Origin of the sequence: Pseudomonas sp. App30 (assembly GCF_047947025.1) — a bacterium.
In the GTDB taxonomy this organism is placed as follows: domain Bacteria; phylum Pseudomonadota; class Gammaproteobacteria; order Pseudomonadales; family Pseudomonadaceae; genus Aquipseudomonas.
The window spans coordinates 6,239,878-6,266,526 of sequence record NZ_CP133165.1; the positions used below are offsets into that span (position 1 = coordinate 6,239,878).

Consider the following 26,649-nt stretch of genomic DNA (forward strand, 5'->3'; position numbering starts at 1 on the left):
GCTGCCGCCAGGCTGCGCTGGCCCTCGCATGCACTGAAGATCTTCAGCGTACGCAAGGGCCAGCGCAGCCTGCGGCAGCGGCTACGGCGTGGTGTGGAAAATGTGCAGCAAATGCGAACTTTCCCTCGCAACCCTTGCACCCATCCCCCCGGCGCGCCTTAAATACACGGCTCCAGCGACTCCCGTGTGCCCGCCCGATGAAAACCCGCCTGTCCACCAAACTGTTCCTGGCCCTGATGACCACCATGATCCTGGTGGTGCTGGCCATGGCCTTCGCCAACGGCTTCAGCTTTACCCGCGGGTTCCTTGGCTATATCAACGAACTGGCCGAGCAGCGCACCCGCGACGCCCAGCCACGCTTCGTGCAGGCCTACCGCGAGCACGGCAGCTGGGACTTTCTGCGCAACCAGCCCCACGCCTGGTTCCAGCTGGTGCGCCCCGACGCGCCGACTGCCGACGACGTGGTGCGCTTCACCCCCACCTCCGACCTGACCGGTGCAGTGTTCCGCATCACCCTGCTGGACACCGACAACCAGCGCGTGATGGGTTTCGACGACGTCAGCGACGACGCCCTGCGCGTGCCTGTGGTGGTCGCTGGCAAGACCGTCGGCTGGCTGGCCACCACGCCGCTGCAAAGCGTCACCGAGGCCGGCGGCGAGCGCTTCATGCGCCAGCAGATCGCCTCCAGCCTGATCGTCGCCATGGTCGCGCTGATGCTCGCCGCCTTGATTGTCTGGTGGGTGTCGCGGCGCCTGCTGGGCCCGGTGCGCCAGGTGGCCGCCGCCACCCACCGGCTGGCCGCGGGCACCTACAGCGAGCGGGTGGCGGTGGACAGCGACGACGAGGTCGGCCTGCTGGCCCGCGACTTCAACCAACTGGCCCTGACCCTGGAGCGCAACGAGCGCATGCGCCGCGAATTCATGGCCGACGTCTCCCACGAACTGCGCACGCCGCTGTCGGTGCTGCGTGGCGAGCTGGAAGCGCTGGAAGACGGCGTGCGCAAGCTCGACGGCGAATCGCTGCAGTCCTTGCTGGCAGAGGTGGGCATGCTCGGCAAGCTGATCAACGACCTCTACGAGCTGTCCCTGGCCGACGTCGGCGCGCTGTCCTACCGCAAGCACTCCATGGACGTGGTCGACGCCCTGGGCCAGTGCGCCGCCATCTTCCGCGAGCGCTTCGCCAGCCATGACATTCGCCTGGACCTGCAGGCCCATCGCGGGCCCATCCAGGTGCTGGGCGACGAAGGCCGCCTGCAGCAGCTGTTCAACAACCTGCTGGAAAACAGCCTGCGCTACACCCAGGCCGGCGGCCAGCTGCGGGTCAGTGCCATCGCCGAAGGCGGCCGGGTGCACATCGACTTCATGGACACCGCCCCCGGCGTCAGCCCTGAATTCCTGCCACGCCTGTTCGAGCGTTTCTACCGCGGCGAAGCCTCGCGCAACCGCGCCAGCGGCGGCGCCGGCCTGGGCCTGGCCATCTGCCACGCCATCGTCGAGGCCCACGGTGGTACGCTAACTGCGCAGCCTTCGCCCATGGGCGGGCTGTGGTTGGCCATCGTGTTGCCCCTGGAGCAAGCATGAGCATCGAAGACCTACCCGCACACGTCCTCGTAGTAGAAGACGAACCCAAGCTGGCGGCGCTGCTGCGCGACTACCTGAGCGCCGCCGGCCACCAGGTGCAATGCATCGGCGACGGCCTGCAGGTGCTGCCCGCAGTGCGCGCGGCCATGCCCGACCTGATCCTGCTGGACCTGATGCTGCCCGGCCAGGACGGCGTGGCGGTGTGCCGCCAGCTGCGCGCCTTCAGCGACGTGCCGGTGGTGATGATCACCGCGCGGGTGGAGGAGGTGGACCGCCTGCTGGGCCTGGACGTGGGCGCCGACGACTACATCTGCAAGCCCTTCAGCCCCCGTGAAGTGGTGGCCCGGGTGCGCGCCATCCTCCGCCGGCGGCCGCGCGCGGCCAGCGACGCCGGCCTGCAGCTGGACGAAAGCACCTGGAAGGCGCGCTTCAACCAGGTGGAACTGGACCTCACGCCCGTGGAGTTCCGCCTGCTCAAGGCGCTGAACGAGCACCCGGGGCGGGTGTATTCGCGCGACCAGCTGATCGACCGCCTGTACAGCGACCACCGCGTGGTCACCGACCGCACCGTGGACAGTCACGTCAAGAACCTGCGGCGCAAGCTGGAGCAGGCGGCGCCGGGCCAGGAGCCGATCCAGTCGATCTACGGCGTGGGCTACAAGCTGGAGTGGTAGCCGCCCCGGCACCCAGGGGCTATCCTGTCGGGCTCAGCCATTGAAGGTTCAGCCGATGCAGGAAGTATCGCTGGGTGTTTTTCCCGCCACCACCGGCGTGATGAGCGACGAAGTGCGCCGCTTCGACTGGAGCGCCACGCCCCTGGGGCCCATGGACGACTGGCCGCTGGCGCTGCGCATGGCCGTGGAGCTGGTGCTGTCCAACGCCTTCCCGGCCTGCCTGGCCTGGGGCCCGCAGCTGATCGCCATCCACAACGACGCCTTCGTGCCGATCCTCGGTGACAAGCCCGCGCCCCTGGGCCGGCCGTTCAGCGAGGTGTGGGGCGAAGTGTGGCCCCAGGTTCGCGCCATCGCCGACCGCGCCCTGGCCGGCGAACCCACCTTCAACCAGGACCTGCCCCTGGTGATCAACCGCCGCGGCTACCCCGAGCCCGCCTGGTTCACCTTCTCCTACAGCCCGGTGCGCGACGAGCAGGGCCAGGTCATGGGCTTTCTCGACACGGTGATGGAGACCACCGACACCATCATCGCCCAGCGCCGCACCAAGGAGCTGGCCGACAGCTTCGAGCGCCAGGTGGCCGAACGCACCGCCGACCGCAACCGCCTGTGGCAGCTGTCCTCGGACATCATTCTGGTGACCCGCCAGGACCTGCAGGTGGTAGCCCTGAACCCGGCCTGGGAGCAGGTGCTGGGCTGGAACGAGTGCCAGCTGCGCGGCAGCAGCGTGCTCGACCTGGTGCATGAAGATGACCGCGCCACCGTGCTGGCCGCCGCCGCGCAGCTGGCCCGCGGCGAATCGGTGCACGACCTCGACTGTCGCCTGCGCCACAGCCACGGCGGCTACCGCTGGATCAACTGGGCGGCGGTGCCCGGCGACGGCTTCTTCAACGCCGTGGGCCGCGATATCACTGTCGAGCGCGAGCGCACCGAGGCCCTGCGCCAGGCCGAAGAGCTGCTGCGCCACAGCCAGAAAATGGAAGCCGTGGGCCAACTGACCGGTGGCCTGGCCCACGACTTCAACAACCTGCTGACCGGTATCACCGGCAGCCTGGAGCTGCTACGGCGGCGCATCGACCAGGGCCGCTTCGGTGAATTGGACCGCTACCTGGACGCCGCCCACGGCGCCGCCAACCGCGCGGCCACCTTGACCCACCGGCTGCTGGCCTTCGCCCGCCGCCAGACCCTCGACCCGCGCCCCACCGACGTCGTGCTGCTGGTGGACGGCCTGCGCGACCTGATCCGCCAGACCCTGGGCCCCACCGTGGTGCTCGACTGGCAGCCGCAGCTGGCGCCGTGGACCGTGCTGGTGGACCCCAACCAGCTGGAAAGCACCGTGCTGAACCTGTGCATCAACGCCCGCGACGCCATGCCCGACGGCGGCCACCTGGTGCTGCAGGTGCACCATCATGAGCAGTCGCTGCCGGCGCGCAGCGACGACGATCTGCCCGCCGGCCAGTACCTGTGCCTCAGCGTGATCGACAGCGGCACCGGTATGCCTCCCGAAGTCATCGCCCGGGCCTTCGATCCGTTCTTCACCACCAAGCCCATCGGCCAGGGCACCGGCCTGGGGCTGTCGATGGTCTACGGCTTCGCCCGCCAGTCGGGCGGGCGCGTGCGCATCGAATCGACCCTGGGCGAGGGCACCGCGGTGCGCCTGTACCTGCCGCGCCACCTGGGCGCCGCGCAGCAGGCCAGCGACCCTTGCGCCAGCCCGGTGGCGCGCCCGGCGCGGCTGGGCGAGACCGTGGTGCTGATCGACGACGAGGCCACCTTGCGTACCCTGGTGGCCGAGCAACTGGAGGAGATGGGCTACGAAGTACTGCAGGCCGCCGACGGCGTGGCCGGCCTGGCGCTGTTGCAGATGACCGGCGAGGTGGACCTGTTGATCACCGACGTCGGCCTGCCCGGTGGCCTCAACGGCCGCCAGGTGGCGGACGCCGCCGCGCGCATCCGCCCGGGGCTGAAGGTGCTGTTCATCACCGGCTACGCCGAGCAGGCGGTGATGACCCGGGCGCAGTTGGAGCCGGGCATGCACCTGCTGGTCAAGCCGTTCACCTTGCAGGCCCTGAGCGAGCGGGTGCGGGCGGTGCTGGACGCGTGACCGCCCTGGCCCGGCGTTCCAGCCACAGGTAGGCCACGCAGGCAATCAGCAGCGGCAGCAGGAAGTACAGCGCGCGGTAGCCCAGCAGCGCCGCCAGCAGCGTGCCCTTGGAGTACTGGCCCTGCAGCAGGCTCATGAACACCGCTTCCAGCACCCCCAGCCCGGCGGGAATGTGGGTGATGACCCCGGCAATGCTGCTGATCAGCAGGATCGCCAGCACCGTCGGGTAGCCGACCTTGGCCGGCAGCAGCAGGTAGATCAACGCCGCCATCAGCGACCAGTTCAGTGCCCCCAGCAGCGCCTGCGCCAGCGCCAGGCGCACGCCGGGGAGGGTGATGGCCTGCTGGCGGACATGCCAGGTGCGGCGCGTGGCAAAGGCGCAGGCCAGCAGGTACGCGGCGCCGGCCAGCAGCATGGCGACGCCGATCAGGCGCAGGCCGTCCTGGCCCATCTTCACGCTGTCGGGCAGCGGCGGCAGGCCGGCGGCGAACACCACGCCGCCCAGCAGCAAATAGCCCAGCCAGTTGGTGACCAGCCCCAGGCTGAGGATTTTGGTGATGGTCGGCACGTCCAGCCCCAGCTTGCCATACAGGCGATAGCGCAGGGCGATGCCGCCCACCCACGAGCTGAGGTTGAGGTTGAACGCGTAGCAGACGAACGCCAGCGGCAGCACCTGGCGCGCGGGCAGGCGGTGCCCGGTGTAGCGCCGCGACAGCAGGTCGTAGCTGGCGAACACGCCGTAGCTCAGCAGGGCGATGCCGGCGCCCGCGGCCAGCAACGGCCAGGGGTAGGCGCGCAGGGCGTGGCCCACCTCCTGCCAGTCCATGTTGCGCAGCAGCATCACCAGCAGCACGGGCACCAGCACCAGGAACAGCACGTTGACGCCCCGGCGCAGCCATTTCCACAGGCGTGGGTGGCTACTCATAAGCCTTGGCCTCGGCGCTCTCCACCGGTTCCTTGAGTACCGGCCCCAAGGGGGCCAGCTTCGGCGAGTGGGCCGGGAACATGCCGACGATGGCCGGGAAATGCCGCAGAAAGTGGAAGCTCAGGAAAATCAGCGGCGCCCGCCACCAGTAGCCGCGCAGCACCCGCTGCAGGGTCACCGTCTTGCAATGCTGGCTGGCCAGCTCGGCCAGGTGGTCATGTAGCACCTGATTGAACGTGGCGTCGTCGATCACCACGTTGGCTTCCAGGTTCAGCGACAGGCTCAGCGGGTCGAGGTTGCTGGAGCCCACCGTGGCCCACGTCTGGTCGATCACCGCGACCTTGCCGTGCAGCGGCCGCTGGGTGTATTCGCGAATCTGCACGCCGTCGCGCAGCAGGTAGTTGTACAGCAGCCGCGAGCACAGGCGCACCAGCGGCATGTCGGGCATGCCCTGCAGAATCAGGGTTACCGCCACGCCCCGGCGCGCGGCGTTGCGCAACTCGCGCAGCAGGCGGTAGCCGGGGAAGAAATAGGCGTTGGCGATGATGATGCGCTGCTGCGCGCGGCGGATGCCCAGCAGGTACTGGTGCTCGATGTCATCGCGGTGGGCCTGGTTGTCGCGGATCAGCAACAGCATGCGCGCGGTGCCGCTGTCGGCCTCGATGCGCTGGCGCGGCGTCAGCCAGGGCCGGGCCTGGCGCCGCACGCGGCTGGTCTCGTCGAGCAGGGTGAGGGTGGCCTGGTGCAGGTCGGCGACGATCGGCCCCTGCACCTTCACCGCGTAGTCCTGCTTGGCCATGGGCCCGGACTGCAGCAGGTGGTCGGCGCTGTAGTTGATGCCGCCGATGAAGGCGGTCTCGCCGTCCACCACCACGATCTTGCGGTGCAGGCGGCGGAACAGGTTGGTGCGCAGGCCCAGCACCTTGGGCCGCGGGTCGAAAGCCTGCAGGTGCACGCCGGCCTCCACCAGTTCGCGCAGGAAGCGGCTGCTGAGGTCGGCGGTGCCGTAGCCGTCCACCAGCACCTCCACGCGCACGCCGCGGTGGGCGGCGCTGATCAGCGCCAACTGCAAGGGCCGGCCCACTTCGTCCTCGAACAGGATGAAGGTCTCGATCAGCACCTCTTCGCGCGCCGCGGCGATGGCCTGCAGCACACTGTCGAAGAACGCCTCGCCGTTGATCAGCAGCTGCACGGCGTTGTCATCGCGCCACGAGCGGTTCACAGGCGCACCTCCACGGCCAGGGGCACATGGTCGGACAGGTGCGACCAGGGCTTGCGCGCCAGCACCTTGGGGGTCAGGGCGGTGGCGTTGCGCAGGTACACACGGTCCAGGCACAGCAGCGGCAGGCGCGCCGGGAACGTACGGGCCGGGGCGCCGTAGGCTTGGGCGAACACCTCGTGCAGGCCGCACTCGGCCAGCACCGCGTCGGCGCGCTTGCGCCAGTCGTTGAAGTCGCCGGCGACGATCACCGGGGCGTCGATGGGTAGCGCGTCCAGCAGCTGCGCCAACAGTTGCAACTGGCGCTGGCGCTGGCGTTCACCCAGGCCCAGGTGCACGCACACCGTGTGCACCTCGCGGTGCCCTGGCACGGCCAGCACCGAGTGCAGCAGCCCGCGCTGCTCGGCGCCGTTGACGCTGATGTCGTGGTTGTCATGGCTCAGGATCGGGAATTTCGACAGCAGCGCGTTGCCGTGCTCGCCGTCCGGGTACACCGCGTTGCGGCCATAGGCGAACACCGGCCACATGCTGTCGGCGAGGAACTCGTACTGCGGCACGTCCGACCAGTTGTCGAACCGCTGGCCGTGCAGGCGGTGCATGCCCAGCACCTCCTGCAGGAACACCACGTCGGCCGACACCGCCCGCACCGCCTCGCGCAGCTCGGGCAGCACGAAGGTACGGTTCAGCGCGCTGAAGCCCTTGTGGGTGTTGACCGTTAGCAGCCGCAGGGTGCGCACCGTGGCGGCCGCCTCGGCGAATGGCCGGGGTTGGGGCGTGAGCATGGCGTGACCGTCCTTGCGCGGCTGGGTATTCAATACCGACTCGGGGGGGCGGGCAAAGTTCGCTGGTGTGGGTGGGACGCGGCCTGCGGCCGCTGCTACAGGTGCTGCGGCTACACCAAACCCGCGTAGCTACGGCGCGGTATGCCCGCGAATGCGCGTCGCCTGCATCGCGGCCAAGGCCGGCTCCTACCACGGACGGCGTAGGAGCCGACTTTAGTCGCGATGCAGGCAACGCGGTTTCAAGACAGTTGCTGCTACAGGACGGGGTGTAGCAGCGGCCGCAGGCCGCGTCCTTTGCGTACACTTCTGCTAAGTTGTACGATGACTTCACCCGCTTCGCACAACAACTACCCCAGGAGCTCCCATGACCCAGCCCACCCCAGTCCTTATCGCAGGCCCCTTGCTGCCCAGTCTGCAAACAGCGGTAGACACCCACTTCGCCGCCACCCACTACTGGGAACTGGCCGACCAGCAGGCCTGGCTGCAGGCCCACGGCGCCAGCATCAAGGCCTTGGTCACCAGCGGGGTGTACGGGGCCAGCGCGGCGTTGCTGGGGCAGTTGCCCAACCTGGAGGCCATCTTCAGTTTCGGCGTGGGCTATGACGCCATCGCCGTGGACGTGGCCCGCGACCGCGGCATCGTGGTCACCAACACCCCGCAGGTGCTGGACGATTGCGTGGCGGACACGGCCATGGGCCTGATTCTCGACACCTTGCGCCGCTTCACCGAGGCCGACCGCTACGTGCGTGCCGGCAAGTGGCCCCAAGCGCGCTTCCCGGTGGCGGTGAAGGTCGGCGGCAAGAAGCTGGGCATCGTCGGCCTGGGCAACATCGGCCAGGCCATCGCCAGGCGGGCGGCGGCGTTCGACATGGAGATCCTGTACCACAACCGCAGCCCCAAGGCGGGGGTCGACTACCGCTACTTCGCCGACCTCGACGCGATGATCAGCGCCTGCGACGTGCTGGTGCTGGCAGTGCCGGGCGGCAAGGCCACCGACCGCCTGATCGACGGGCGGCGCCTGGCGTTGCTGGGCAGCAAGGGCTTCCTGATCAACATCGCCCGCGGTTCGGTGGTGGACCAGCCGGCGCTGATCCAGGCGCTGCAGCAGGGCACCATCGCCGGCGCCGGCCTGGATGTGTTCGAGGCCGAACCGCAGGTGCCCGAAAGCCTGTTGGCGATGGACAACGTGGTGCTGCTGCCACACGTGGGCAGCGGCACCCAGGAAACCCGCCAGGCCATGGGCGACCTGGTGTGGAAGAACATCGAGGGCTGGTTCTACAACGGCAAGCGCCCGCTCACCCCGGTGTAACCCCTTTGCTGTTAGGGGGCTTTATCGGGTGAGCAGGCCGTCCACCGTCTGCCGGCACACCTCGCGGGCCTGCTCCAGCACCCGGCGCTTCCACTCATCAGTCTCCACGTAGAACGCCTCGCGTATCTGCTGTTTGATGCGCTGGCGTTGCTCGGCGCCGGTGCGCGGGTGGCGCTGCAGCCACTGTTCGGCGCGCAGCGCCTGCAGCACTTGCGGGCCGGGCTGGGTGCCGTATTCCAGGGTCAGGCCGTTGTACTGGGCCTGCGGGCATTCTTCCATCACGGCCAGGTCGAGGGTGCCGCGCAGGTGCGCCGAGGTGGAGCTGCCGTCGAAGCTGTTGGTCACCGCAGGACCCCACCAGGCCTTGGCCCGGGCCAGGTCGTCGGCGCTGGCCGGGCCTTTGTAGATGCGTTCGCCCACGCCCATCGGGCCCAGCCCGGTGTGCAGGTCGATCCAGCCGATGCGCTGGCAGGCCTGGGCGTGTTCGCGCAGCACCTGGCGCACCCGCTGGTTGCTCCAGGTGGGCGCGGTGCCGCTGAAGAACAGCCCGTCGGGGTGGCTCGCCTGGCCGCTGGAGATGGCCGCTTGCAGTGCCTTGCGGCCCTTGCGCAGCACCTGCAGCATCAGCTTCAGTTCGTTGATGCGCGACGGCGGCCACTGCTCGGGCAGCAGCCGCTGGGCAATGGCGGCGTAGCCGGGGTTGGCCGGCTGGGGCTGGCTGAAATCGAGGAAGTTGCGGTTCAGGTCGACGTTTTCATGGGTCACCCGCCGCAGCCACGAAAACCCGTAGGGGTTGAGCGCGTGCAGGTACAGCACGGCCAGGTCCTGCTGTTCGGTCAGCGCCATCCAGCTGTCGTCGTTCAACAGATCCAGCTGCACCGCCGAGCCACAAAAGCCCTCGATGCCATGGCAGCCGCTGCTGATCACCATCAGGTTGCGCGCGTCGGGCGCGCCCACCCGGCACACGTCCAGGGCCAGGGTTTCATTGTCACTGCCGGTGTGCGGGTGCACGTGCGACTGCACGGCGAGGCCGCGGCGCGCGCAGGCCAGCAGAAACTGTTGGCGCGCCTGGGCGTAGCTTGAAGCAAACACGGAAAGGTTCATGCGAGGGTCCTGGTAGGCAACGAACGGGAACGGCGCGCGCAGGCAGGCGCCGCGCGGGGCAGGCCCGCGCGCCGTGGGTCAAGCAATGGAAAACAGGGGGGTTCAGCCGGCCCAGCGCGCCTGCAGGGCTTGGCGCGTGCGCGCCGGCGCGATGATCACCAGCCCCAGCGCCGCGCAGACCATGGCGGCCACGCCGATGCCGTGCAGCGCGGTCTCGAAGCCGCGGGCGATGTCACCGTCGAACAGCGTGACCAGCCGGCCCACGGCCCAGGGCGCGAACATGCCCGACAGGGTCATGCTGCCCACGTGAATCGCCAGCATGGCGCCGCGCTGGCGCAGCGGCGAGATGTGCGAGGTGATGGTCATGCCGAAGGCGAACACGCCGTTGAGCAGCACGCCGCCCAGCACGTAGCACGCCAGCTTCATGGCCAGCCCGGCGGTCAGCGTGCCCAGGGCGCAGAAGGCCAGGCCGCCGAGGATGCAGCAGGCCATGGGCGGCAGCACCAGGCTGCGCTGCACGCTGGCGCCGCCTTTGAGCAGGCGCTGGGACAGCGCCGACAGCAGCAGGTTGATGACGATGATGCTCAAGGTGGCGGCAAACAGCACGTAGCCGGCCTGCATGCTGCCCAGGCCCAGGCCTTTCTGCAGGTACACCGCCGACCAGCTGAACGACAGCGCGTTGGGCAGGTAGGCCAGGAAGCACATCAGCGAGATCCACACGAAGGTGCGGTTGAGCAGCAGGTGCCGGTAGGGCACGGTCGGGCTCGCCGCTTGCGGTGCTGCCCCTTGGCTGCCTTCGGCGCCGAACAGCCACCAGGCCAGCATCCACGCCAGGCTCAGGCCTGCCAACAGCAGGTAGGCCGAGCGCCAGCCAAAATGGGCAATGCTGAAGGGCAGGGCGATAGCGCCCAGCAGGCCGCCCAGCATGATCGACACCTGCAGCAGCGACGCCGGCAGCACCTGCTTGTCGGCGGCGTACCACTTGAAGCTGGCGTGCTGGGTAACCGCCGTGCCCGGGCCACAACCGGCGCCCAGCAGCAGGCGGCTGGCGGTCAGCGCCGCCAGGCCGCTGGCGAAGGTCACCAGCAGCTGCGCGCTGGTCCACACCAGCGCCATCAGGGCTAGAATCCAGCGGGTGGGAAAGCGGTTGGCGAGGAAGCCCACGGCGATGCCCGACAGCGAATACAGGAAGAAAAACGCGCTGCCGACGAAGCCGAACTGCTCGGCGCTCAGCTGCAGTTCATCGATGATCTGCGGGCCGGCGAAGGCGAAGATGGTCTTGTCCAGCACGCTGATGACCATCACGGCCATCAGCAGGCCGATCACCAAGGGGCGGCGCGGGGGCGCTCTCATGGGAAATCCTTGTGCGGTGGAGTTGCGATGGCCACAGCATGCCCCAGCCCCCTGCGCCTGGATAATCACCTCTGCACATGCTTATCAGGGCTGGTTATGGCGACCGTAGCCGCTGCCGAAGGCTGCGCTGGCCGGTGTGAACACCGGAGATTTTCAGTGAGGCACAGGGCCAGCGCAGCCTTCGGCAGCGGCTACGGGTGTCAGGCCAGCTCCGGCGCCTTCACCGCATGCGGGCTCTTGTACACATAGATCAGCTCATCGGCCAGCGCCTTGGCCTCGCGCGTCATCAGCTCCTGGTCGCGGCACACCAGCGAGATGTTCATCGGCGGCACCGGCTCGGCGATCTTCAGCACCTGCAGGCCGTTGGTGAAATTCTGCGTGCGGTCGAGAATGCGCTGCGACCAGTAGCTGACCGCATCGCTGGTGGCGGCCATCTCGGAAAACAGCACCACCGAGGCGCACTCGATGACGTTGTCGGGCCAGGCGATGGCATGGTGCTCGAACATCATGTTCACCTTGGACTGCTCCATGGAGTCCTGCAGCAGCCAGTCCAGCTCGCGCAGTTCGGCCAGGCTGGTGGCGCCGGCACTGGGGTGGCCGGTGCGCACGGCCAGCACCGCGGGTTGTTCGAACAGCTCCACCCAATGGAAGCCATCGGTGCAGCGCGCGGCGGGCAGGGAGGTCAGGGCCATGTCCAGCAAACCCTCGCGCAGGCCCTCCATCAGCTTGGAAGGGCGCAGCTCGTGGATCTGGATGTGCACCTTTGGGTAACGTTTGCGGTAACGGTTGAGGCTGTTGACGAACTGCGGCCCCGGCGTCACCGGTGACACGCCGATGGACAGCTTGCCGTCCATCACGCCCTTGAGCGTCTCGATTTCCTCGCGTGCGCGGCGCACTTCCTCGAGGATCAGGCGTGCGCGGCGCACCAGCCGTTCACCGTACTCGGTGGCGGTGATGCCGCGGTTGGAGCGGATCAGCAGCGGCACGCCCAGCTCCGCTTCCAGTTCCTTGATGCCCTTGGACAGGGCCGGCTGGGAGATATGCAGCAGGCGCGAGGCCTCCTGGATACTGCCGCTTTCACAGATGGAGACCATGGCCCGCAGTTGATGCAACTTCATGAGCACTCGCCGAACTTCAGGATGTTCATGAATTCAAAGCAAAATTCGGGCCTATGAGGCGGCCTGGCGGCCGCTGCTACGGGATTCGCGAACACCGTAGCAGCGGCCGCCAGGCCGCGTCCGCTTTTAGCGAATGCCGGTCACCCGCAACGCCGACGGGGTGAAGTCCTTGCGGCTCATGGGGACGTTGAAGGTGTAGCCGTTCTTCTCCTCGTTGTGCAGCGAGTTCACCGCGTAGCGCCCCGACAGCAGGTCGTAGTGCACCTCGGCGGCGAATGACGGCGCCTTGACGTTGTAGAAGAAGCTCGCATGGCCCTCCGACACCCGCCACAGCGCGCCGTGGCCGTCGTAGGCCTCGGTCTCGGCGCCTTGCCAGCTGTCTTCGTCGATGTAGATATCACGCCGCGAATAGATATGCCGCTCGCCCGGCTTCAGCGTCGCGGTCAGGTGCCACACCCGGTGCAGCTCGTAGCGGGTCAGGTCCTGGTTGATATGGCCGGCCTTGACGATGTCGGTGTACTTGAGCGTCGGCGCTTCCAGGCGGTAGCTGTTGTAGGGGATGTACAGCTCCTGCTTGCCCACCAGCTTCCAGTCGAAGCGGTCCGGGGCGCCGTTGAACAGGTCGAAGTCGTCGTAGGTGCGCAGGCCTTCGGCGGCCGGGCTGTCATAGGCCACCTGCGGCGCGCGGCGCACCCGGCGCTGGCCGGCGTTGTACATCCAGGCCTCGCGCGGCTCCTTCACCTGGTCCACGGTCTCGTGCACCAGCAGCACGCCACCGACCATGCGCGCCGGGGCCAGGAACTCCTCGCGGTAGAAGCTGAGGATATTCGCCTGCTCCTGCGGGTCGTAGTCGCTCAGGCCGGTGGGGAAGGCCAGCTCCTGCTTGAGCACGGTGGGGGTGAAGTCGCCGTTGGCCTGGGGCGAGGCCTGCATGACGATGCGTTTCATGGTGTCGCCACGGTAGCGGCCGATCAGGTTCCAGATCACCTCCAGGCCGTCCTTGGGAAGCGGGAAGGGCACCGCGCCGGGGTGGTAGTGTTCCAGGCCGTTGCCGCCGGCCACCAGCTGCGTGTCGGTGGCGTTCTGGCGGGTGGCGGCCAGGCTCTTGTCGGGCAGGCTCACCGTGCGGTGGCTGGGGTACACGGGAATGCGGTAGCTGTCGGGGTAGCGGGCGAACAGCGCCAGCTGGCCCGGGGTGAGCTTGTCCTTGTACTGCGCGGCGTTGGCCTGGGTGATCACGAACAGCGGCTTTTCGCTGGCGAACGGGTCGGCCAGGAAGCCGTCGGCGTCGACCTTGCCGGCGTTCACCGGCAGGCCGCCGGTCCAGGCCGGGATGCTGCCGTCGGCGTTGCCGGCCTTCTGCGCGCCCACCGGGGTGAGGTCGGCGCCCAGGCGCGCGGCCTGGTCGGCGGTCACCGCGGCGTGCACGTGGGACGCCAGCAGGCACAGGCTCAGGGTAAACAGGTGCAAGTGTTTCATCGGGTACCTCGCAGGATCAGAAGCTGACGCCGACGCTCAAGGCGACGAAGTCACGGTCAGTGTTGGTGTTGTAATCGCCGCCGAAGAAGTTGGTGTAGCTGAGGCTGGCGGTGTATTTGGTCAGGTAGTCGGCATCCACGCCCACGCTGATGGCCTTGCTGCCCTCGGTGAAGGTCGGGCCGTTGCCGCGCACGTCGTGTGAGAAGGTGACGTTGGGCTTGAGGTTGACCCCGGCGAACACGTCGCTGTATTCCTCCACCGCGCGCAGGCGGTAGCCCCAGGAGATCGGCGTGTAGTAGCCCTTGCTGTTGCACTGGCCGGGGTTGGAGCTGTTCAGCGCCTGGCAGATGGCGTTGCCCGACAGCCCGCCCAGCAGCAAGGCGGTGCCGGCGTCGGCCAGCGCGCCGTTGCCGTAGACGCTGCTGCGGCCAAAGCGCAGGTCCGAGCCGTCGGTGGCGCCCAGGCCGCTGATGTAGCCCATCCCCACTTCGCCCACCAGGCTCAGGCGGTCGCCGCCCAGCACGTGGTCGAAGGTGCGCACCGCGGTGGTCTGCGCCTGGGTGTAGGGCATGCGTTTGTAGCCCTGGATGGTCGAGCCGTAGGTCGAGCTGGCCCAGCCGCTGCTGAAAATCGGCAGGCCGGCGTTGACCAGCGGGCTGGTGGCGGCCGAGCCCAGCACGGCAGCGTTGGAGACGTCGCTGGCGTTGAGCGACATGGGCATGTTCGGCCGGTAGCTGATCTCGCCCGACAGCGCCGTGGCGCCGACGTTGGTGGCGAAGCTCAGGCCGTACAGGTGGATGTCCTCGGGGTAGGTGAGGTAATAGGTGGCGGTGCTCACGCCGCCCTTGCCGCTCAGCCCGCCCACCGGGTCGGCCAGCGCGCCTTTGCCCACGGTCCAGTTGAACTCCGGGTTGCGCGCGTGATAGTTGAGGGCGTAGAAGCCGAACTCGGTGTCGTTGAGCTGCGGCACGGTCCAGTGCAGCGACACGCCGAACTGGCCGCTGTTGCGCGCATCGTCGTCACTGCCGCGCGGCACGTAGCCGTAGTTGCTGGCCGTGCGGTCGAAGTCGCTACCGTTGATGGTCATGCCCTGGGTGCAGCCCTTGGCGGCCACGTCGCTGCCGAAGAAGGTGCCGCAGTTGTCCAGCTCGGTCTTCTGCCAGGTCAGCTGGTAGAAGGCTTCCACCGACAGGTTGTCGCTCAGGCCTTGGCTGACGTACAGCATGTTCACCGGGATCAGCCCCTCCTTGACCTCGGAGCCGGGGCGGCGCAGGGCCGAGACGTCCACCGGGTTAATGGCGTTGATGGAGTTGCCGATGAAGGTGCTCTCGCCCCAGCTGACCACCTGCTTGCCGGCACGCACGCTGCCCGGCAGGTCGGCGATGCTGTAGTTGTGGTACACGAAGGCGTCGAGAATCTCTGCGCCCTGGCCCTTGGCGGCCTCGTCGCGGCCGCTGTCGTCAATGTCGTAGAGGTGCGTGTTGCCGTGCTCCACGGCGTAGTCGTACCAGTACTTGGCGCGGATGAACACGCCGCTGTCCTGGTACTTGAGCTGCAGGTCGTGCACGCCCTTGAAGATCTCCGAAAACGCCTGGCCCTTCTTGAAGTTCAGGCGCCCGTCGTCGCTGGTGCGGGTGGCGGCGTGGCCGCCGTTGGCGGTGCCGATGAACTGCTTGTCCGGGTTGGCGGTGCCGAAGCTGGCGCCGATGGACAGCGTCGAGTCCAGGTGGCCCTCGATGTCGCCGATGCTGAAATCCGCTGCCATGGCCGGCGCGGCGCCGGCAAGGGCCACGGCCATTGCCAGGGTGTGGGGATACAGTGTCCCCAAGGTTTTTATCGTGTTCACGCTGCTCTCCCCCAAAACCTGCATGGCTAAGACGCGGGGTCAGTTGCCCCGCTGGCTGCTGGTGATATCCCCTGTGCTCCAGGTCTGCCGCATGGTAGGGAGCGCGCCGGGTTCTGCCTTCCAGCAAATTCTTATGCCTATAGCCAAAGGTGAAGTGCGTGGGCCTGGGGCGGCTCCCTAGAATGGCCCCGGGCCGCGCCCTGGGGGTGGCGGCGACAGTCATGGGAGCGAGTGCGGTGGCGAGGCAGCGGTTGAGGGTGGGCAAGGGGGGCGCCTGGTGGCTGGCGCTGGTGATGGCCGGGGCCGTGCAGGCCGGCGAACTGCCACGGGCGGCGTCGGGGTTGTTGACCGACGTCGCCAGCGTCGGCACGCGGCAGGTGGCAGTGGGCGAGCGCGGCCATGTGTTGCTGTCCGATGACCAGGGCCGCAGCTGGCGCCAGGCGAGCGTGCCGAGCCAGCAACTGCTGACGGCGGTGTACTTCGTCGATGCCCAGCACGGCTGGGCGGTGGGGCACGACGCGCAGATCCTCGCCACGGCCGACGGCGGCGCCACCTGGGCCCTGCAGTTCCAGGACCCGGCGCGGCAGGCGCCGTTGCTGGGGGTGTGGTTCGAGAACGTCAGCCACGGTTTCGCCGTGGGCGCCTACGGTGCGCTGCTGGTGACCGAGGACGGTGGCAGCCACTGGCAGGACGCCAGCGCACGGCTGGACAACCCCGACCAGCTGCACCTCAACGCCATTGCCGCGGTGAAGGACGCGGGCCTGGTGATCGTCGGCGAGCAGGGCCTGATGTTCCGTTCCGCGGACGGCGGTGCCAGCTGGCAGCGCCTGCAAGGCCCCTACGAGGGAACGCTGTTCGGCGCCGTCGCCACCGCCCAGCCCCGCACCTTGCTGGTGTTCGGCCTGCGCGGCCATGTGTTCCGTTCCACCGACTTCGGTGACAGCTGGCAAGCCATCGCCGTGCAGGGCGAACGCGGGCCGCTGGACGCCGGCCTGGCCAACGCCCGGCTGTTGCACGACGGCACGCTGGTGCTGGTGGGCGAGGGCGGCACGGTGCTGCGCAGCGTCGACGACGGCCAGCGCTTCAGCCGCGTCACCCGCCCGGACCGCCAGGCCCTGGCGGCCGCAGCAGCCGCTGGCGACGGCCTGCTGCTGGTAGGCGAAAACGGTGCGCATCGCGCCACCCTCAACGGCAGCGAGGCCGTGCAACCATGAGCATTCAGCAACGCTTCCCGGCACCCCAGGGCACCCTGCTGGAACGCCTGATCTTCAACAACCGCCCCGCGGTCATCATTCTCTGCCTGCTGGCCAGCCTCTTCCTGTTCTGGCAAGCCACACAGATTCGTCCCTCCACCAGCTTCGAGAAGATGATCCCGCTCAAGCATCCGTTTATCCAGCGCATGCTTGAACACCGCAATGACCTGGCCAACCTGGGCAACACCGTGCGTATCTCGGTGGAGGCGGTGAACGGCGACATCTTCAACAAGGACTACATGGAGACCCTGCGGCAGATCAACGACGAGGCGTTCTACATTCCCGGCGTCGACCGCTCGGGCATGAAGTCGTTGTGGAGCCCCAGCGTGCGCTGGACCGAGGTCACCGAGGAGGGGTTTGCCGGCGGCGAGGTGATTCCGCAGAGCTACAACGGCTCGGCCGACAGCCTCGAATTGCTGCGCAGCAACATCCTCAAGTCCGGCCAGGTGGGGCGGCTGGTGGCCAACGACTTCAAGTCGAGCATCGTCGAGATCCCGCTGCTGGAGTCCTACCCCGACCCCAACGACCAGGGCAAGCTGCTGAGCCTGGACTACCAGAAGTTTTCCCACAGCCTTGAGGAAAAGATCCGCGACAAGTTCCAGGCGCAGAACCCCAACGTCAAGGTGCACATCGTCGGCTTCGCCAAGAAGGTCGGCGACCTGATCGACGGCCTGATCATGGTGGTGATGTTCTTCGGCGTCGCCTTCGTCATTACCCTGGTGCTGCTGTATTTCTTCACCAATTGTTTGCGCAGCACCATCGCCGTGCTCAGCACCACGCTGGTGGCGGTGGTCTGGCAGCTGGGGCTGATGCACGCGTTCGGCTTCGGCCTGGACCCGTATTCGATGCTGGTGCCGTTCCTGATCTTCGCCATCGGCATCTCCCACGGCGTGCAGAAAATCAACGGCATCGCCCTGCAGTCCAGCGACGCCGACAACGCCCTGACCGCAGCGCGGCGCACCTTCCGCCAGCTGTTTTTGCCGGGCATGATCGCGATTCTGGCCGACGCCGTGGGCTTCATCACCCTGCTGATCATCGACATCGGCGTGATCCGCGAGCTGGCCATCGGCGCCTCGATCGGCGTGGCGGTGATCGTGTTCACCAACCTGATCCTGCTGCCGGTGGCGATTTCCTACGTGGGCATCAGCAAACGCGCCATTGAGCGCAGCAAGAAGGACGCGGTGCGCGAGCACCCGTTCTGGCGCGCGCTGGCGAACTTTGCCAGCCCGAAAGTGGCGCCGGTGTCGGTCGCGCTGGCGTTGATCGCCCTGGGTGGCGGCCTGTGGTACGGCCACAACCTGAAGATCGGCGACCTCGACCAGGGTGCCCCGGAGCTGCGCCCCGACTCTCGCTACAACCAGGACAACCAGTTCATCATCGACCACTACGCCACCAGCTCCGACGTGCTGGTGGTGATGGTGCAGACCGCCGCCGAAGGCTGCTCGCGCTACGAGACCATGCAGCCGATGGACGAGCTGATGTGGCAGCTGGACAACACCGCCGGGGTGCAGTCGACGGTGTCGCTGGTCACCGTGAGCAAGCAGGTGATCAAGGGCATGAACGAGGGTAACCTCAAGTGGGAAAGCCTGTCGCGCAACCCCGAGGTGCTCAACAGCTCGGTGGCCCGCGCCGATGGCCTGTACAACGGCAATTGCTCGCTGGCGCCGCTGCTGGTGTTCCTCAACGACCACAAGGCCGAGACCCTCGACCGCGCCGTGGCGGTGATCAAGCAGTTCGCCGCCAGCCATGACAGCGACGGCCTGCAGTTCCAGCTGGCGGCGGGTAACGCCGGCATCGAGGCGGCCACCAACGAGGTGATCAAGCAGGCCGAGCTGACTATCCTGATCCTGGTGTACATCTGCGTGGCGGTGATGTGCCTGATCACCTTCCGCTCGTTCGCCGCGACGCTGTGCATCGTGCTGCCACTAGTGCTGACCTCGGTGCTGGGCAACGCGCTGATGGCGTTCATGGGCATCGGCGTCAAGGTCGCGACCCTGCCGGTGGTGGCGCTGGGCGTGGGCATTGGGGTGGACTACGGCATCTACATCTACAGCCGCCTGGAGAGCTTCCTGCGCGCGGGCCTGCCGCTGCAGGAAGCCTATTACCAGACGCTGAAATCCACCGGCAAGGCGGTGCTGTTCACCGGCCTGTGCCTGGCGATCGGCGTGTGCACCTGGATCTTCTCGGCCATCAAGTTCCAGGCCGACATGGGCCTGATGCTGACGTTCATGCTGCTGTGGAACATGTTTGGTGCGCTGTGGCTGCTGCCGGCGTTGGCGCGGTTCCTGATCAAGCCGGAGAAGATGGCGGGCAAGGCGGGGGGGTCGATATTCGCGCACTGACGCGGCCTGCGGCGGATGGCCGCCCCGCAGCTGCTACACGGCACCTCGCGTAGCAGCTGCCGCAGGCTGCGTCCGGGCGTTACGCGGACGACGGGGTCAGGTGTTGGTCTTGAGCTTGGTCCACAGCCGGGTGGTCAGGCGGGCGATGGCCGGCGGCAGGTCCTCGACGATGAACACCCGGTCCAGCACGTCCTTGGGCGGGTAGATAGCCGGGTCGTTCTTCACCGCAGGCGTCAGGTAGGCCTCGGCGCCACTGTTGGGGTTGGCGTAGTGGATGCTGTTGCTGATGTTGGCAATTACCTGGGGTGTGAGCAGGTAGTTCATGTAGGCGTAGGCGTTCTTTTCGTGGGGCGCGGCCTTGGGCATCACCACCATGTCCATCCAAAGGGTCGAGCCCTCTTTCGGAATTGAATAGGCGATGTTGATGCCGTTGTGGGCTTCCTTGGCGCTGGCGGCGGCCTGGACGATGTCGCCGTTGAAGCCGATCACCGCGCAGATGTTGCCGTTGGCCAGGTCGCTGACGTACTTGGAGGCGTGGAAGTACTGGATGTACGGGCGGATCTTCAGCAGCGCCGCCTCGGCCTGCTGGTAGTCGGCGGGCTCATGGCTGTGGTGCGGCAGGCCCAGGTAGTTGAGGGTGATGGGCAGCACCTGGGTGGGGTTGTCGATGATCGCCACGCCGCACTGGCTGAGCTTCTTGATGTTGGCTTCGTCGAAGAACAGGCTCCACGACTGGGTAACGTCGGTGCTGCCGAATATCGCCTTGATCTTCTCGACGTTGTAGCCGATGCCGGCGGTGCCCCACATGTAGGGGAAGCCGTACTGGTTGCCGGGGTCGTTGGTCTCCAGTTTCTTCATCAGCACTGGGTCCAGGTGCTGCCAGTTGGGCAGCTGGCTCTTGTCCAGCTTCTGGATGGCGCCGGCCTTGATCAGCCGCGAGAGGAAGTGGTTGGAGGGGCTGACCACGTCGTAGCCGGAGTTGCCGGTCATCAGTTTCGACTCCAGCACCTCGTTGCTGTCGTGCAGGTCGTAGGTGGCCTTGATGCCGGTGGCCTGGGTGAAGTTCACCAGGGTGTCGTCGGCGATGTAGCCGTTCCAGTTGGAGATGCTCACCTGCTCGTCGGCGTGGGCGGCCAGGACGACGGTGGACAGCAGGGTGGCGGTGCAAAGCGTGAGTGCGCGCATGTTCCAGGACCTGTCGGGGTTGAGGTTATTGTTGTTCAGATTTCGCTGCGGGCGCGCACGGTTTCCACGCGCATGCGCAGCCAGGCGCCGATGTCCAGCAGCGGCTTGGGCGGCAGCCAGCCGGGGCGGGCGCGCTCGAGCACGGCGTCCAGCAGCGGCGAGCGCTGGTCGCTGGCCAGTTCCGCCAGCAGCTGGCCCCAGAGGGTGCCGCGGGCCACGCCCGAGCCGTTGCAGCCGGCCACCGCGTACAGGCCGCGTTCCACCTCGGCGAAGTACGGCTGGCCCGAGCGCGAGGCGCTGAGGTGGCCGGTCCAGGTGTAGCGAATGTCCTCGGCCGTCAGCCACGGGAAGCGCCGTTGCAGGCCTTGCAGGTGGTGCTGGCGGCGCTGCAGCAGCTGCGCGTCGGTAAGATCGGTGCCGCGGTATTCGGCGGTGTTGCGGATCATCACCCGGCGGTCCGGGGTCAGCCGCACGGTGGCGCCCAGCGGGCGGGTGGACAGCACGCCCCAGGGCTGGGTGTCGCCCAGTTCCTGCTCGCTCAGGGGGCGGGTCAGGCTGGCGCTGAGTTCCATGGGGAAGGTGGCGCTGGCGGCCAGGCCGCTGCGGGCGATGAAGGCGTTCAGGCACACCAGCACCCGTGGCGCCGTGACGCTGCCGTGTGCGGCAACCGCACGTAACCCACCACTGGCCAGCCGTTCGAGGGCGGTGACCGCGGTGTGTTCGTGCACCGTGACCGAGGCGGGCAGGGTGTCGAGCAGGCCGCGCACGTATTTCGCCGGTTGCAGCAGGGCGTTGCCGCCTGCGCACTCGATGGCCGCCTGGTAATGGCCGGTGCCCAGGCGCTGCTGCAACGCCGCGCCTTGCAGGAAGCGGGCCTGGGCACCCACGGCGCGCAGGGTGGCCAGGGTAGCGTCGATGTCGGTGAGCTTGGCCGGGTCGTTGACCGCAAACAGGTAGCCGTCGTCGCGGAACTCGCAGTCGATTGCCAGCCGCGCCAGTCGCTGACGCAATGCATCGTTGGCCGCGCGGGAAATGGCGGTGTCGGCCTGGTAGCCGGCAAACCCCGGCTGGCCGATCAGCTCAAGGGCTGCAGGGTGTTCGTGGGCCACGGCAAACCCGGAATTGCGCGCCGAGGCGCCTTGGGCGGCGCGTTGCCGGTCGAGCACGACGATGCGCGCCTGGGGGTGCGCTTCGGCCAGCGCATGGGCGGCGCTGAGGCCGGTGATGCCGGCGCCGATGATCAGGAAGTCGGCCTGCTGGTTGCCGTGCAGGCGGGCCCGCGGGGCGGCAGTGCCTGCCAGCGCTATCCAGCCACAGTGATTGTTCATGGTTTGCCTCGATAAGGTGCGGGCCCCGGCCACGCATGCGAAATAGGCATGATGGCTTTCGGTGGTTGGCCGTCGTGGCTACAATTTATGAGGTGGCGCGGGCTGCGGCCAACGTTAAATTCGCATTCGTCTATTCGGAAAACGCATGGATAACAATCGGCATGTGCCGTCGCTGCAAGGCCTGCAAGCGCTGGTGGAAGTGGCGGACAGCGGCAGCTTCACCCTGGCCGCCAACGCCCTGTGCCTGACCCAGAGCGCGGTGAGCCGCAAGGTGCAGCAGCTGGAAAGCCATTTCGGCGTGCCGCTGCTGTTGCGCAACAGCCGTGGGCTGCAGGTGACGCCGGAGGGCGAGCAGGTGCTGGCCAGCGCGCGGCAGATCCTGGCGCAGTTGAAGGCGCTGCATGAACGCCTGGCACCGCAGAAGCGGCCGTTTCGGATTCGCATGCACGTGTCGCTGGCGGTGCGCTGGCTGCTGCCCAAGCTCAGCGATTTCTACCTGCGCCACCCCGAAGTGGCGCTGGCCATCGAAACCGTGGCCACCGAGGTGGTGGAGCCGTCCAGCGACAGCGATGCGTTCATACTGTACCTGCCACAGGCGCCCACCGACCCGGCCTGCCTGACCCTGTTCGAGGAAGCGCTGATACCGGTGTGCGCGCCGGGGCTGGGGCCGTTGTCAGGGCTGGACGACCTGCTGCGCTTCCCCCTGCTGCACCGCTCGGCCGATCGCCAGGCCTGGCGCGACTGGCTGGCGGCCCACGGCAAACGGCCGCTGGCCGACTACCGGCACATTCCCTTCAACCTCGACGAACTGGCGCTGGACGCCGCTGCCCGGGGCCTGGGCGTGGCCGTCACCGACCAGACCCTGGCCCAGGAGTCCCTGGACCGCGGGGTGCTGGTGGTGCCGTTCGGCCCGGCGCTGCGCACCGGCGGCGTCTACGCCCTGTGCCCGCAGCCCGCGGCCGCCAGCCACCCGGCCTGCGCGCAGGTGATGCAGTGGTTCCAGGCCCAGGCCAGCCAGTAGCAGCTGCCGCAGGCGGCGTCCGGCCCCAACGCGGCCGGTGTAATTATTCAGGGTGCAGGTGCTCTGGCAGGTCGATCTGGAAGCGTACGTTATGCGCCTCGAACTCCGGCACCTTGCTCAACAACGCCCCCAGGAAGGCGCGGATCGCCTCCTTGCCGCGCACGCGGCTGACCAGGCCCACCGACTCCACATACTCGATTTCCAGTACGCCGCGGTCAGTGGTGAGCGCCGCGCAGCCCGGCACCGGCCTGATGTGCAGGCGGTAGCCCTTGCCGGGCAGGGTCTGCAGGGTGGTGCGGTCAAGCTTCAGGTGGCGGCGCAGGGCATTGACCTGCACGGCGAGGTTGTTTTCCTCGACACACAGGTCGGGCCAGGCGGCGTCCAGCAGCGCCTGTTTGCTGACCAGCTGGTTGGGGCTGGCGATCAGCGTTTCCAGCACATCGAAGGCGCGGCTGCCCAGGGCCACCGGCATGCCCGCCACAAAGGCCTCACGCCGCTCGATGCAGACAGTTGCTTCACCCACGCGAATCATGGTCGTTCCCCGGAGTTCGTTGCCCGCCGCCAGTGTGCCCAAGGCCGGGCGCCGGCATGCGCCCGATCGGGCCATGGGCGCGCCCGTTTGGGCCTCAGGCGGGGCGGCGCAGCTCGCTGGGTGCCACGCCCAGCAAACGCTGGAACAGCCGGGCCAGGTAGGAGGGCGACTGCAGCCCCACCGCCAGGCTGACGTCGAGGATCGACAGCGAGGTGGCCGACAGCAGGTGGGCGGCGCTTTCCACCCGCGCACGACTGATGAACTCCACCAGGGTCTGCTCGCTGACGGCCTTGAAGACGCGCGTCAGCTGGCGCCGGGACAGGTGAAACTCATGGCCGATGGCGTCCACCGACAGGTCCCGGTCGAGGTTTTCCCGCACGTAGCGCTGGATGTCCTGCACCAGCAGGGCCTGTTGCTGGTGGTCGCGGGGCCGGGCGTGCGCCGGCTGGCTGGCAATGAGCCGGGCGCACTCGGTGAACAGCAGCTGGTTGAGGTGCGGCAACTGCTGCGCGAAGGCCTGGGGCGACGTGCCGTGCTGCAGTTGGTCGTGCAGGCGCAGGATATTCTCCAGCGCCGGGCTGGCCGGCCACACCCCGGAACGGTCAAGCTGCCGGGCGAAGCCGCGGTAGCCGCAGGCCTGGCCCTGGTGCCGCACGTAGCCGGGGTCGACGTACAGCGTCATGTGTTTCTCCCGGCCCGGCGCCGCCTGGGTGGCGTGGGCGAAGCCGGCGGGCACGAAGGAGAACGACTGGCTCGACAGGTAGGCCTGCGGGTTGCTTTCGGTGGCCAGCAGCAGGCCGCCCAGGCGTGGCAACAGCAGCATGTCACCGTCGTGGGCGTGCCAGTCGACGGTATAGCCGCTGGTGTCGCTGGTCTCCAGGCAGAACACCCCGGTGGACGCGCCGCCAAGCTTGGGTGACAGGTAGGCCATGAAGCTGACTCCGTGTATGCGCAGGCCGCCGCAGTGTAAACCACAACACCCCACCCGCGTAGCAGCTGCCGCAGGCTGCGTCCGGGGGCACGGCGGTCAAAAGTCCCAGCGGGTGGTCACCATCACGTTGCGCGGTTCACCGTACACCGCCGAGTTATAGAAGCCGATGTTGGTGTAGTAGTACTTGTCGAACAGATTGTTGAGGTTCACCGTGGCCGACAGCTGTGGGGTGATCTGGTATTTGGTCATCAGGTCCGCCACCCAATAGGCCTTCTGCTCGAAGGTTTCATACTCGTCATGGGGCGAGTTCCAGATCGCCTGCCAGGCCCGGCTCTGCCAGCGGCCGCCACCGCCCACGGTCCATTGGCTGAGTGCACCCGGCAGGTTGTAGGTGGTGTACAGGGTGAGCTGGTTCTCGGGCTCGAAGGTGGAGATTTTCTCGTTGCCGTCGTCGCGCACCACCTTGTGGGTGAAGCCGGCCTGCAGCTGCCAGCCCTTGGCCAGTTGCCCGGACACCTCTGCCTCGAAGCCCTTGGTCTGCGCGTCGGTGCCCTTGAAGGCGTAGTTGGGCGGCGTCGGGCTCTGGTTGTTGTAGGCGTCGTCCGAGACCGGGCGGTTGCTTTCCTTCACCTGGAAATACGCCAGGCTGGCGTTCAGGCGGCCGTCGAAGAATTCGCCCTTGATGCCGGTCTCGTAGTTCTCGCCTTCGTCGGGGTCGAGCAGCTTGCCGTTGCGGTCGAGGTTGTAATAGTCCTGCGGGATGAAGATGTCGGTGTAGCTGGCGTACACCGAGAACTGCTTCGTCAGGTCGTAGACGGCGCCCGCATATGGGATGACCCGGCCACTCTCGCGGTAGGTGTCGGTGGTGCCGGTGAGGGTGTAGTTCACCAGCCGCCCGCCGAGGATGAAATGCAGGTCGTCGGTGACCGCCAGGCGCGTGGCCAGGTACACCCCGGTCTGGCGAATCACGTCGTCATTCACCTGCTGCGCCGTGCCCCAGTAGGGTTTGTCGACGTTGCCGTGCCAATTGTAGAAGTCCAGCTGGTTGCCGCTGGGGAAGGTCACTTCCCAGTAGCCCTTGCCATCCCAGTGGGCCTTGCTGATGGAGCCGCCCAGCACCACCTCGTGCTCGCGGCCGAACAGGTTGAACGGGCCGCTGACATAGGCATCGGCGGCGTCGCTGGTGGTGTCGCCGCGGTAGCGCTGGGCGGTGATGCGGGCGGTGCCGTCAGCGGCCGGGGTGTTGCCCTGGATAGTGCCCATCTGCGCGTCGTAGCCGTTGAGCTTGTGGTCCAGCTGCAGCTTGCTCACCCAGCCATCGCCCAGCTGATGCTCGACGGTGGCGAACAGCGTGCGCGTGTACTGGCGCCAGCTGCTCCAGTCGGCGGCGTTGCTGAACGAGCGCTTGACGCTGTTGCGCTCGCCCTGGGCGTTGATCAGCGGGAAGCTGCCCGACCAGGTGGAACCGCGCGGGGTGTTGTCCTGGTAGTCGCCGCCCACGGTCAGCAGGGTGTCGGGCGACAGGTCGAATTCGAGGATGCCGTAGTACACCTCGGCCTTGCTGCTGTAGCGGTCCATGAACGACTGCTTGTCCTGGAAGGCGGCGACGGCGCGGCCACGGACGTTGCCGGTGGGGGTGAGCGGGCCACTGACGTCGACCTCGCTGCGGTAATTGTCCCACGAGCCGGCGCCCAGGCTCACGTGGCCCTGGAAATCGGCGGTGGGTTTCTTGCGGATCAGGTTGATGGTCCCGCCCAGCGAGCCGGCGCCCACCAGCAGGCCGGGCGAGCCCTTGAGCACTTCGATGCGGTCGTAGATGGCCATGTCGCTGAGGGTGTTGCCTGCCGAATAGCCGACGTTGCGCACTGCCGAGGGAATGCCGTCGTACTGGAAATTGTTGATGGAGAAACCGCGGACGTAGTAGTTCGAGCGGTCGCTGTCGTACGCCGACACGGTGATGCCGGGCGTGTGGCGCATCACGTCGTCGACGTTGTCCAGGGCGAAGTCGTCCATGTGCTGGCGCGTCACCACCGTCACCGACTGCGGGGTCTGCCGGGGGCTGAGCACCAGGCGGGTGGCAGTGCCGAGCAGGCCCGGGGTGTAGGAGCCGGTGCCCTCGGTGATGTTGCCCAGCTGGTTGCTGGTGATTTCGGTGGGCGTCAGGTCCAGCGCGGTGCTGGCCGGTGCCGCCGGCACCAGCACGAAGCCGTCGGGCTGCTTCACCACGTTCAGGCTGCTGGCGGCCAGCAACTGCTGCAGCGCCTGGTCGGCGGTGAAGCGCCCGTGCAGGCCGGCGCTGCGCTTGCCGGCCAGCAGCTGTGGGTCAACGATGATGTTGACGCCCAGGCTACGGCTCAGCTGGGTCAGGGCACTGTCCAGGCTGCCGGCCTGGATGTCGATCTGCAGCGGGTCGGCGGCCTGGGCCAGGGGCGCGCAGAGGCTGCCGCACAGCAGGGCGCGGCGCAGCGCCTGGTTGAGCAGGCGGGGGCGAAGCGAAAGGGTGGCGCGCTGGGTCACGTCGGGAATCTCGAAGGGAAGGAATGGGGCGTTCATGTAGCTATGCCGTC

General features: G+C 67.7%; 20 protein-coding genes. 7 read left to right on the forward strand and 13 right to left on the reverse strand.

Annotated elements, in window-relative coordinates:
- Positions 1 to 197: 197 nt before the first annotated feature.
- From RAM80_RS28795 to RAM80_RS28805, 3 genes are read left to right on the forward strand one after another with little or no spacing between them, the layout of a single operon-like run.
- On the forward strand, positions 198 to 1,580 hold the full coding sequence (locus tag RAM80_RS28795; RefSeq protein WP_416423766.1) for an ATP-binding protein: 1,383 nt from the start codon (positions 198 to 200) through the stop codon (positions 1,578 to 1,580).
- Positions 1,577 to 2,254 (forward strand): response regulator, encoded by a 678-nt coding sequence (locus RAM80_RS28800; protein ID WP_416423767.1) that lies wholly within the window; start codon positions 1,577 to 1,579, stop codon positions 2,252 to 2,254. Before RAM80_RS28795 ends, RAM80_RS28800 begins: the two co-directional genes overlap by 4 nt.
- A gap of 55 nt (positions 2,255 to 2,309) precedes the next feature.
- Complete coding sequence (locus RAM80_RS28805) at positions 2,310 to 4,355, forward strand: ATP-binding protein (protein ID WP_416423768.1); 2,046 nt, start codon at positions 2,310 to 2,312, stop codon at positions 4,353 to 4,355.
- Here RAM80_RS28805 and RAM80_RS28810 read toward each other — a convergent pair.
- Genes RAM80_RS28810 through RAM80_RS28820 form a run of 3 tightly spaced genes read right to left on the reverse strand, consistent with a single transcriptional unit; the run spans position 4,306 to position 7,281 of the window.
- Positions 4,306 to 5,280, reverse strand: coding sequence for a lysylphosphatidylglycerol synthase domain-containing protein (locus RAM80_RS28810; protein ID WP_416423769.1), 975 nt, complete (start codon positions 5,278 to 5,280; stop codon positions 4,306 to 4,308). The two genes, RAM80_RS28805 and RAM80_RS28810, sit on opposite strands and share 50 nt — an antisense overlap.
- Positions 5,273 to 6,502, reverse strand: a complete 1,230-nt coding sequence (gene clsB / locus RAM80_RS28815; protein ID WP_416423770.1) for a cardiolipin synthase ClsB — start codon at positions 6,500 to 6,502, stop codon at positions 5,273 to 5,275. Before clsB ends, RAM80_RS28810 begins: the two co-directional genes overlap by 8 nt.
- Positions 6,499 to 7,281 carry an endonuclease/exonuclease/phosphatase family protein gene (locus RAM80_RS28820; RefSeq protein ID WP_416423771.1) on the reverse strand — a complete coding sequence of 261 codons (783 nt, stop codon included), beginning with the start codon at positions 7,279 to 7,281 and terminating at the stop codon, positions 6,499 to 6,501. The genes clsB and RAM80_RS28820 overlap by 4 nt, the downstream gene beginning before the upstream one ends.
- A gap of 364 nt (positions 7,282 to 7,645) precedes the next feature.
- On the opposite strand from RAM80_RS28820, the gene RAM80_RS28825 reads away from it, so the two are divergent.
- Complete coding sequence (locus tag RAM80_RS28825) at positions 7,646 to 8,590, forward strand: 2-hydroxyacid dehydrogenase (protein WP_416423772.1); 945 nt, start codon at positions 7,646 to 7,648, stop codon at positions 8,588 to 8,590.
- 21 nt (positions 8,591 to 8,611) lie between these two features.
- Here RAM80_RS28825 and RAM80_RS28830 read toward each other — a convergent pair whose 3' ends face one another.
- The 5 genes from RAM80_RS28830 to RAM80_RS28850 all read right to left on the reverse strand — a co-directional run bounded on the left by RAM80_RS28830 (position 8,612) and on the right by RAM80_RS28850 (position 15,490).
- Complete coding sequence (locus RAM80_RS28830) at positions 8,612 to 9,694, reverse strand: M14 family metallopeptidase (RefSeq protein ID WP_416423773.1); 1,083 nt, start codon at positions 9,692 to 9,694, stop codon at positions 8,612 to 8,614.
- Positions 9,695 to 9,796: 102 nt separating this feature from the next.
- Positions 9,797 to 11,047, reverse strand: coding sequence for an MFS transporter (locus tag RAM80_RS28835; RefSeq protein WP_416423774.1), 1,251 nt, complete (start codon positions 11,045 to 11,047; stop codon positions 9,797 to 9,799).
- A 200-nt stretch (positions 11,048 to 11,247) separates the two neighbouring features.
- Positions 11,248 to 12,165: a LysR family transcriptional regulator gene (locus RAM80_RS28840; protein ID WP_416423775.1), complete on the reverse strand. Its 918-nt coding sequence runs from the start codon at positions 12,163 to 12,165 to the stop codon at positions 11,248 to 11,250.
- Between the two features lie 126 nt (positions 12,166 to 12,291).
- Positions 12,292 to 13,644, reverse strand: coding sequence for a DUF1329 domain-containing protein (locus RAM80_RS28845; RefSeq protein WP_416423776.1), 1,353 nt, complete (start codon positions 13,642 to 13,644; stop codon positions 12,292 to 12,294).
- Between the two features lie 16 nt (positions 13,645 to 13,660).
- A complete protein-coding gene (locus RAM80_RS28850; protein ID WP_416423777.1) occupies positions 13,661 to 15,490 on the reverse strand; it encodes a DUF1302 domain-containing protein in 1,830 nt (609 codons plus the stop codon).
- A gap of 182 nt (positions 15,491 to 15,672) precedes the next feature.
- Between RAM80_RS28850 and RAM80_RS28855 the strand changes: the two genes are divergently transcribed.
- Both RAM80_RS28855 and RAM80_RS28860 read left to right on the forward strand, forming a co-directional pair.
- Positions 15,673 to 16,704 carry a WD40/YVTN/BNR-like repeat-containing protein gene (locus RAM80_RS28855; RefSeq protein ID WP_416423778.1) on the forward strand — a complete coding sequence of 344 codons (1,032 nt, stop codon included), beginning with the start codon at positions 15,673 to 15,675 and terminating at the stop codon, positions 16,702 to 16,704.
- The gene (locus tag RAM80_RS28860) at positions 16,701 to 19,085 is read left to right on the forward strand and encodes an efflux RND transporter permease subunit (RefSeq protein ID WP_416423779.1); all 2,385 of its coding nucleotides are present in this window, start codon (positions 16,701 to 16,703) and stop codon (positions 19,083 to 19,085) included. Before RAM80_RS28855 ends, RAM80_RS28860 begins: the two co-directional genes overlap by 4 nt.
- 96 nt (positions 19,086 to 19,181) lie before the next feature.
- On the opposite strand, the gene RAM80_RS28865 is transcribed toward RAM80_RS28860, so the two are convergent.
- On the reverse strand, positions 19,182 to 20,270 hold the full coding sequence (locus RAM80_RS28865) for a polyamine ABC transporter substrate-binding protein (protein ID WP_416423780.1): 1,089 nt from the start codon (positions 20,268 to 20,270) through the stop codon (positions 19,182 to 19,184).
- A 35-nt stretch (positions 20,271 to 20,305) separates the two neighbouring features.
- Positions 20,306 to 21,598: an NAD(P)/FAD-dependent oxidoreductase gene (locus RAM80_RS28870; RefSeq protein ID WP_416423781.1), complete on the reverse strand. Its 1,293-nt coding sequence runs from the start codon at positions 21,596 to 21,598 to the stop codon at positions 20,306 to 20,308.
- A 145-nt stretch (positions 21,599 to 21,743) separates the two neighbouring features.
- Here RAM80_RS28870 and RAM80_RS28875 point away from each other — a divergent pair, with 145 nt between their 5' ends.
- Positions 21,744 to 22,619, forward strand: a complete 876-nt coding sequence (locus RAM80_RS28875; RefSeq protein WP_416423782.1) for a LysR substrate-binding domain-containing protein — start codon at positions 21,744 to 21,746, stop codon at positions 22,617 to 22,619.
- A gap of 43 nt (positions 22,620 to 22,662) precedes the next feature.
- On the opposite strand, the gene RAM80_RS28880 is transcribed toward RAM80_RS28875, so the two are convergent.
- The 3 genes from RAM80_RS28880 to RAM80_RS28890 all read right to left on the reverse strand — a co-directional run bounded on the left by RAM80_RS28880 (position 22,663) and on the right by RAM80_RS28890 (position 26,635).
- Entirely contained in the window at positions 22,663 to 23,151 is a 489-nt protein-coding gene (locus tag RAM80_RS28880; RefSeq protein WP_416423783.1) for a winged helix-turn-helix domain-containing protein, read from the reverse strand.
- Positions 23,152 to 23,245: 94 nt separating this feature from the next.
- On the reverse strand, positions 23,246 to 24,082 hold the full coding sequence (locus RAM80_RS28885) for a helix-turn-helix domain-containing protein (protein WP_416423784.1): 837 nt from the start codon (positions 24,080 to 24,082) through the stop codon (positions 23,246 to 23,248).
- A gap of 96 nt (positions 24,083 to 24,178) precedes the next feature.
- A complete protein-coding gene (locus RAM80_RS28890) occupies positions 24,179 to 26,635 on the reverse strand; it encodes a TonB-dependent siderophore receptor (RefSeq protein ID WP_416423785.1) in 2,457 nt (818 codons plus the stop codon).
- Positions 26,636 to 26,649: the final 14 nt, after the last annotated feature.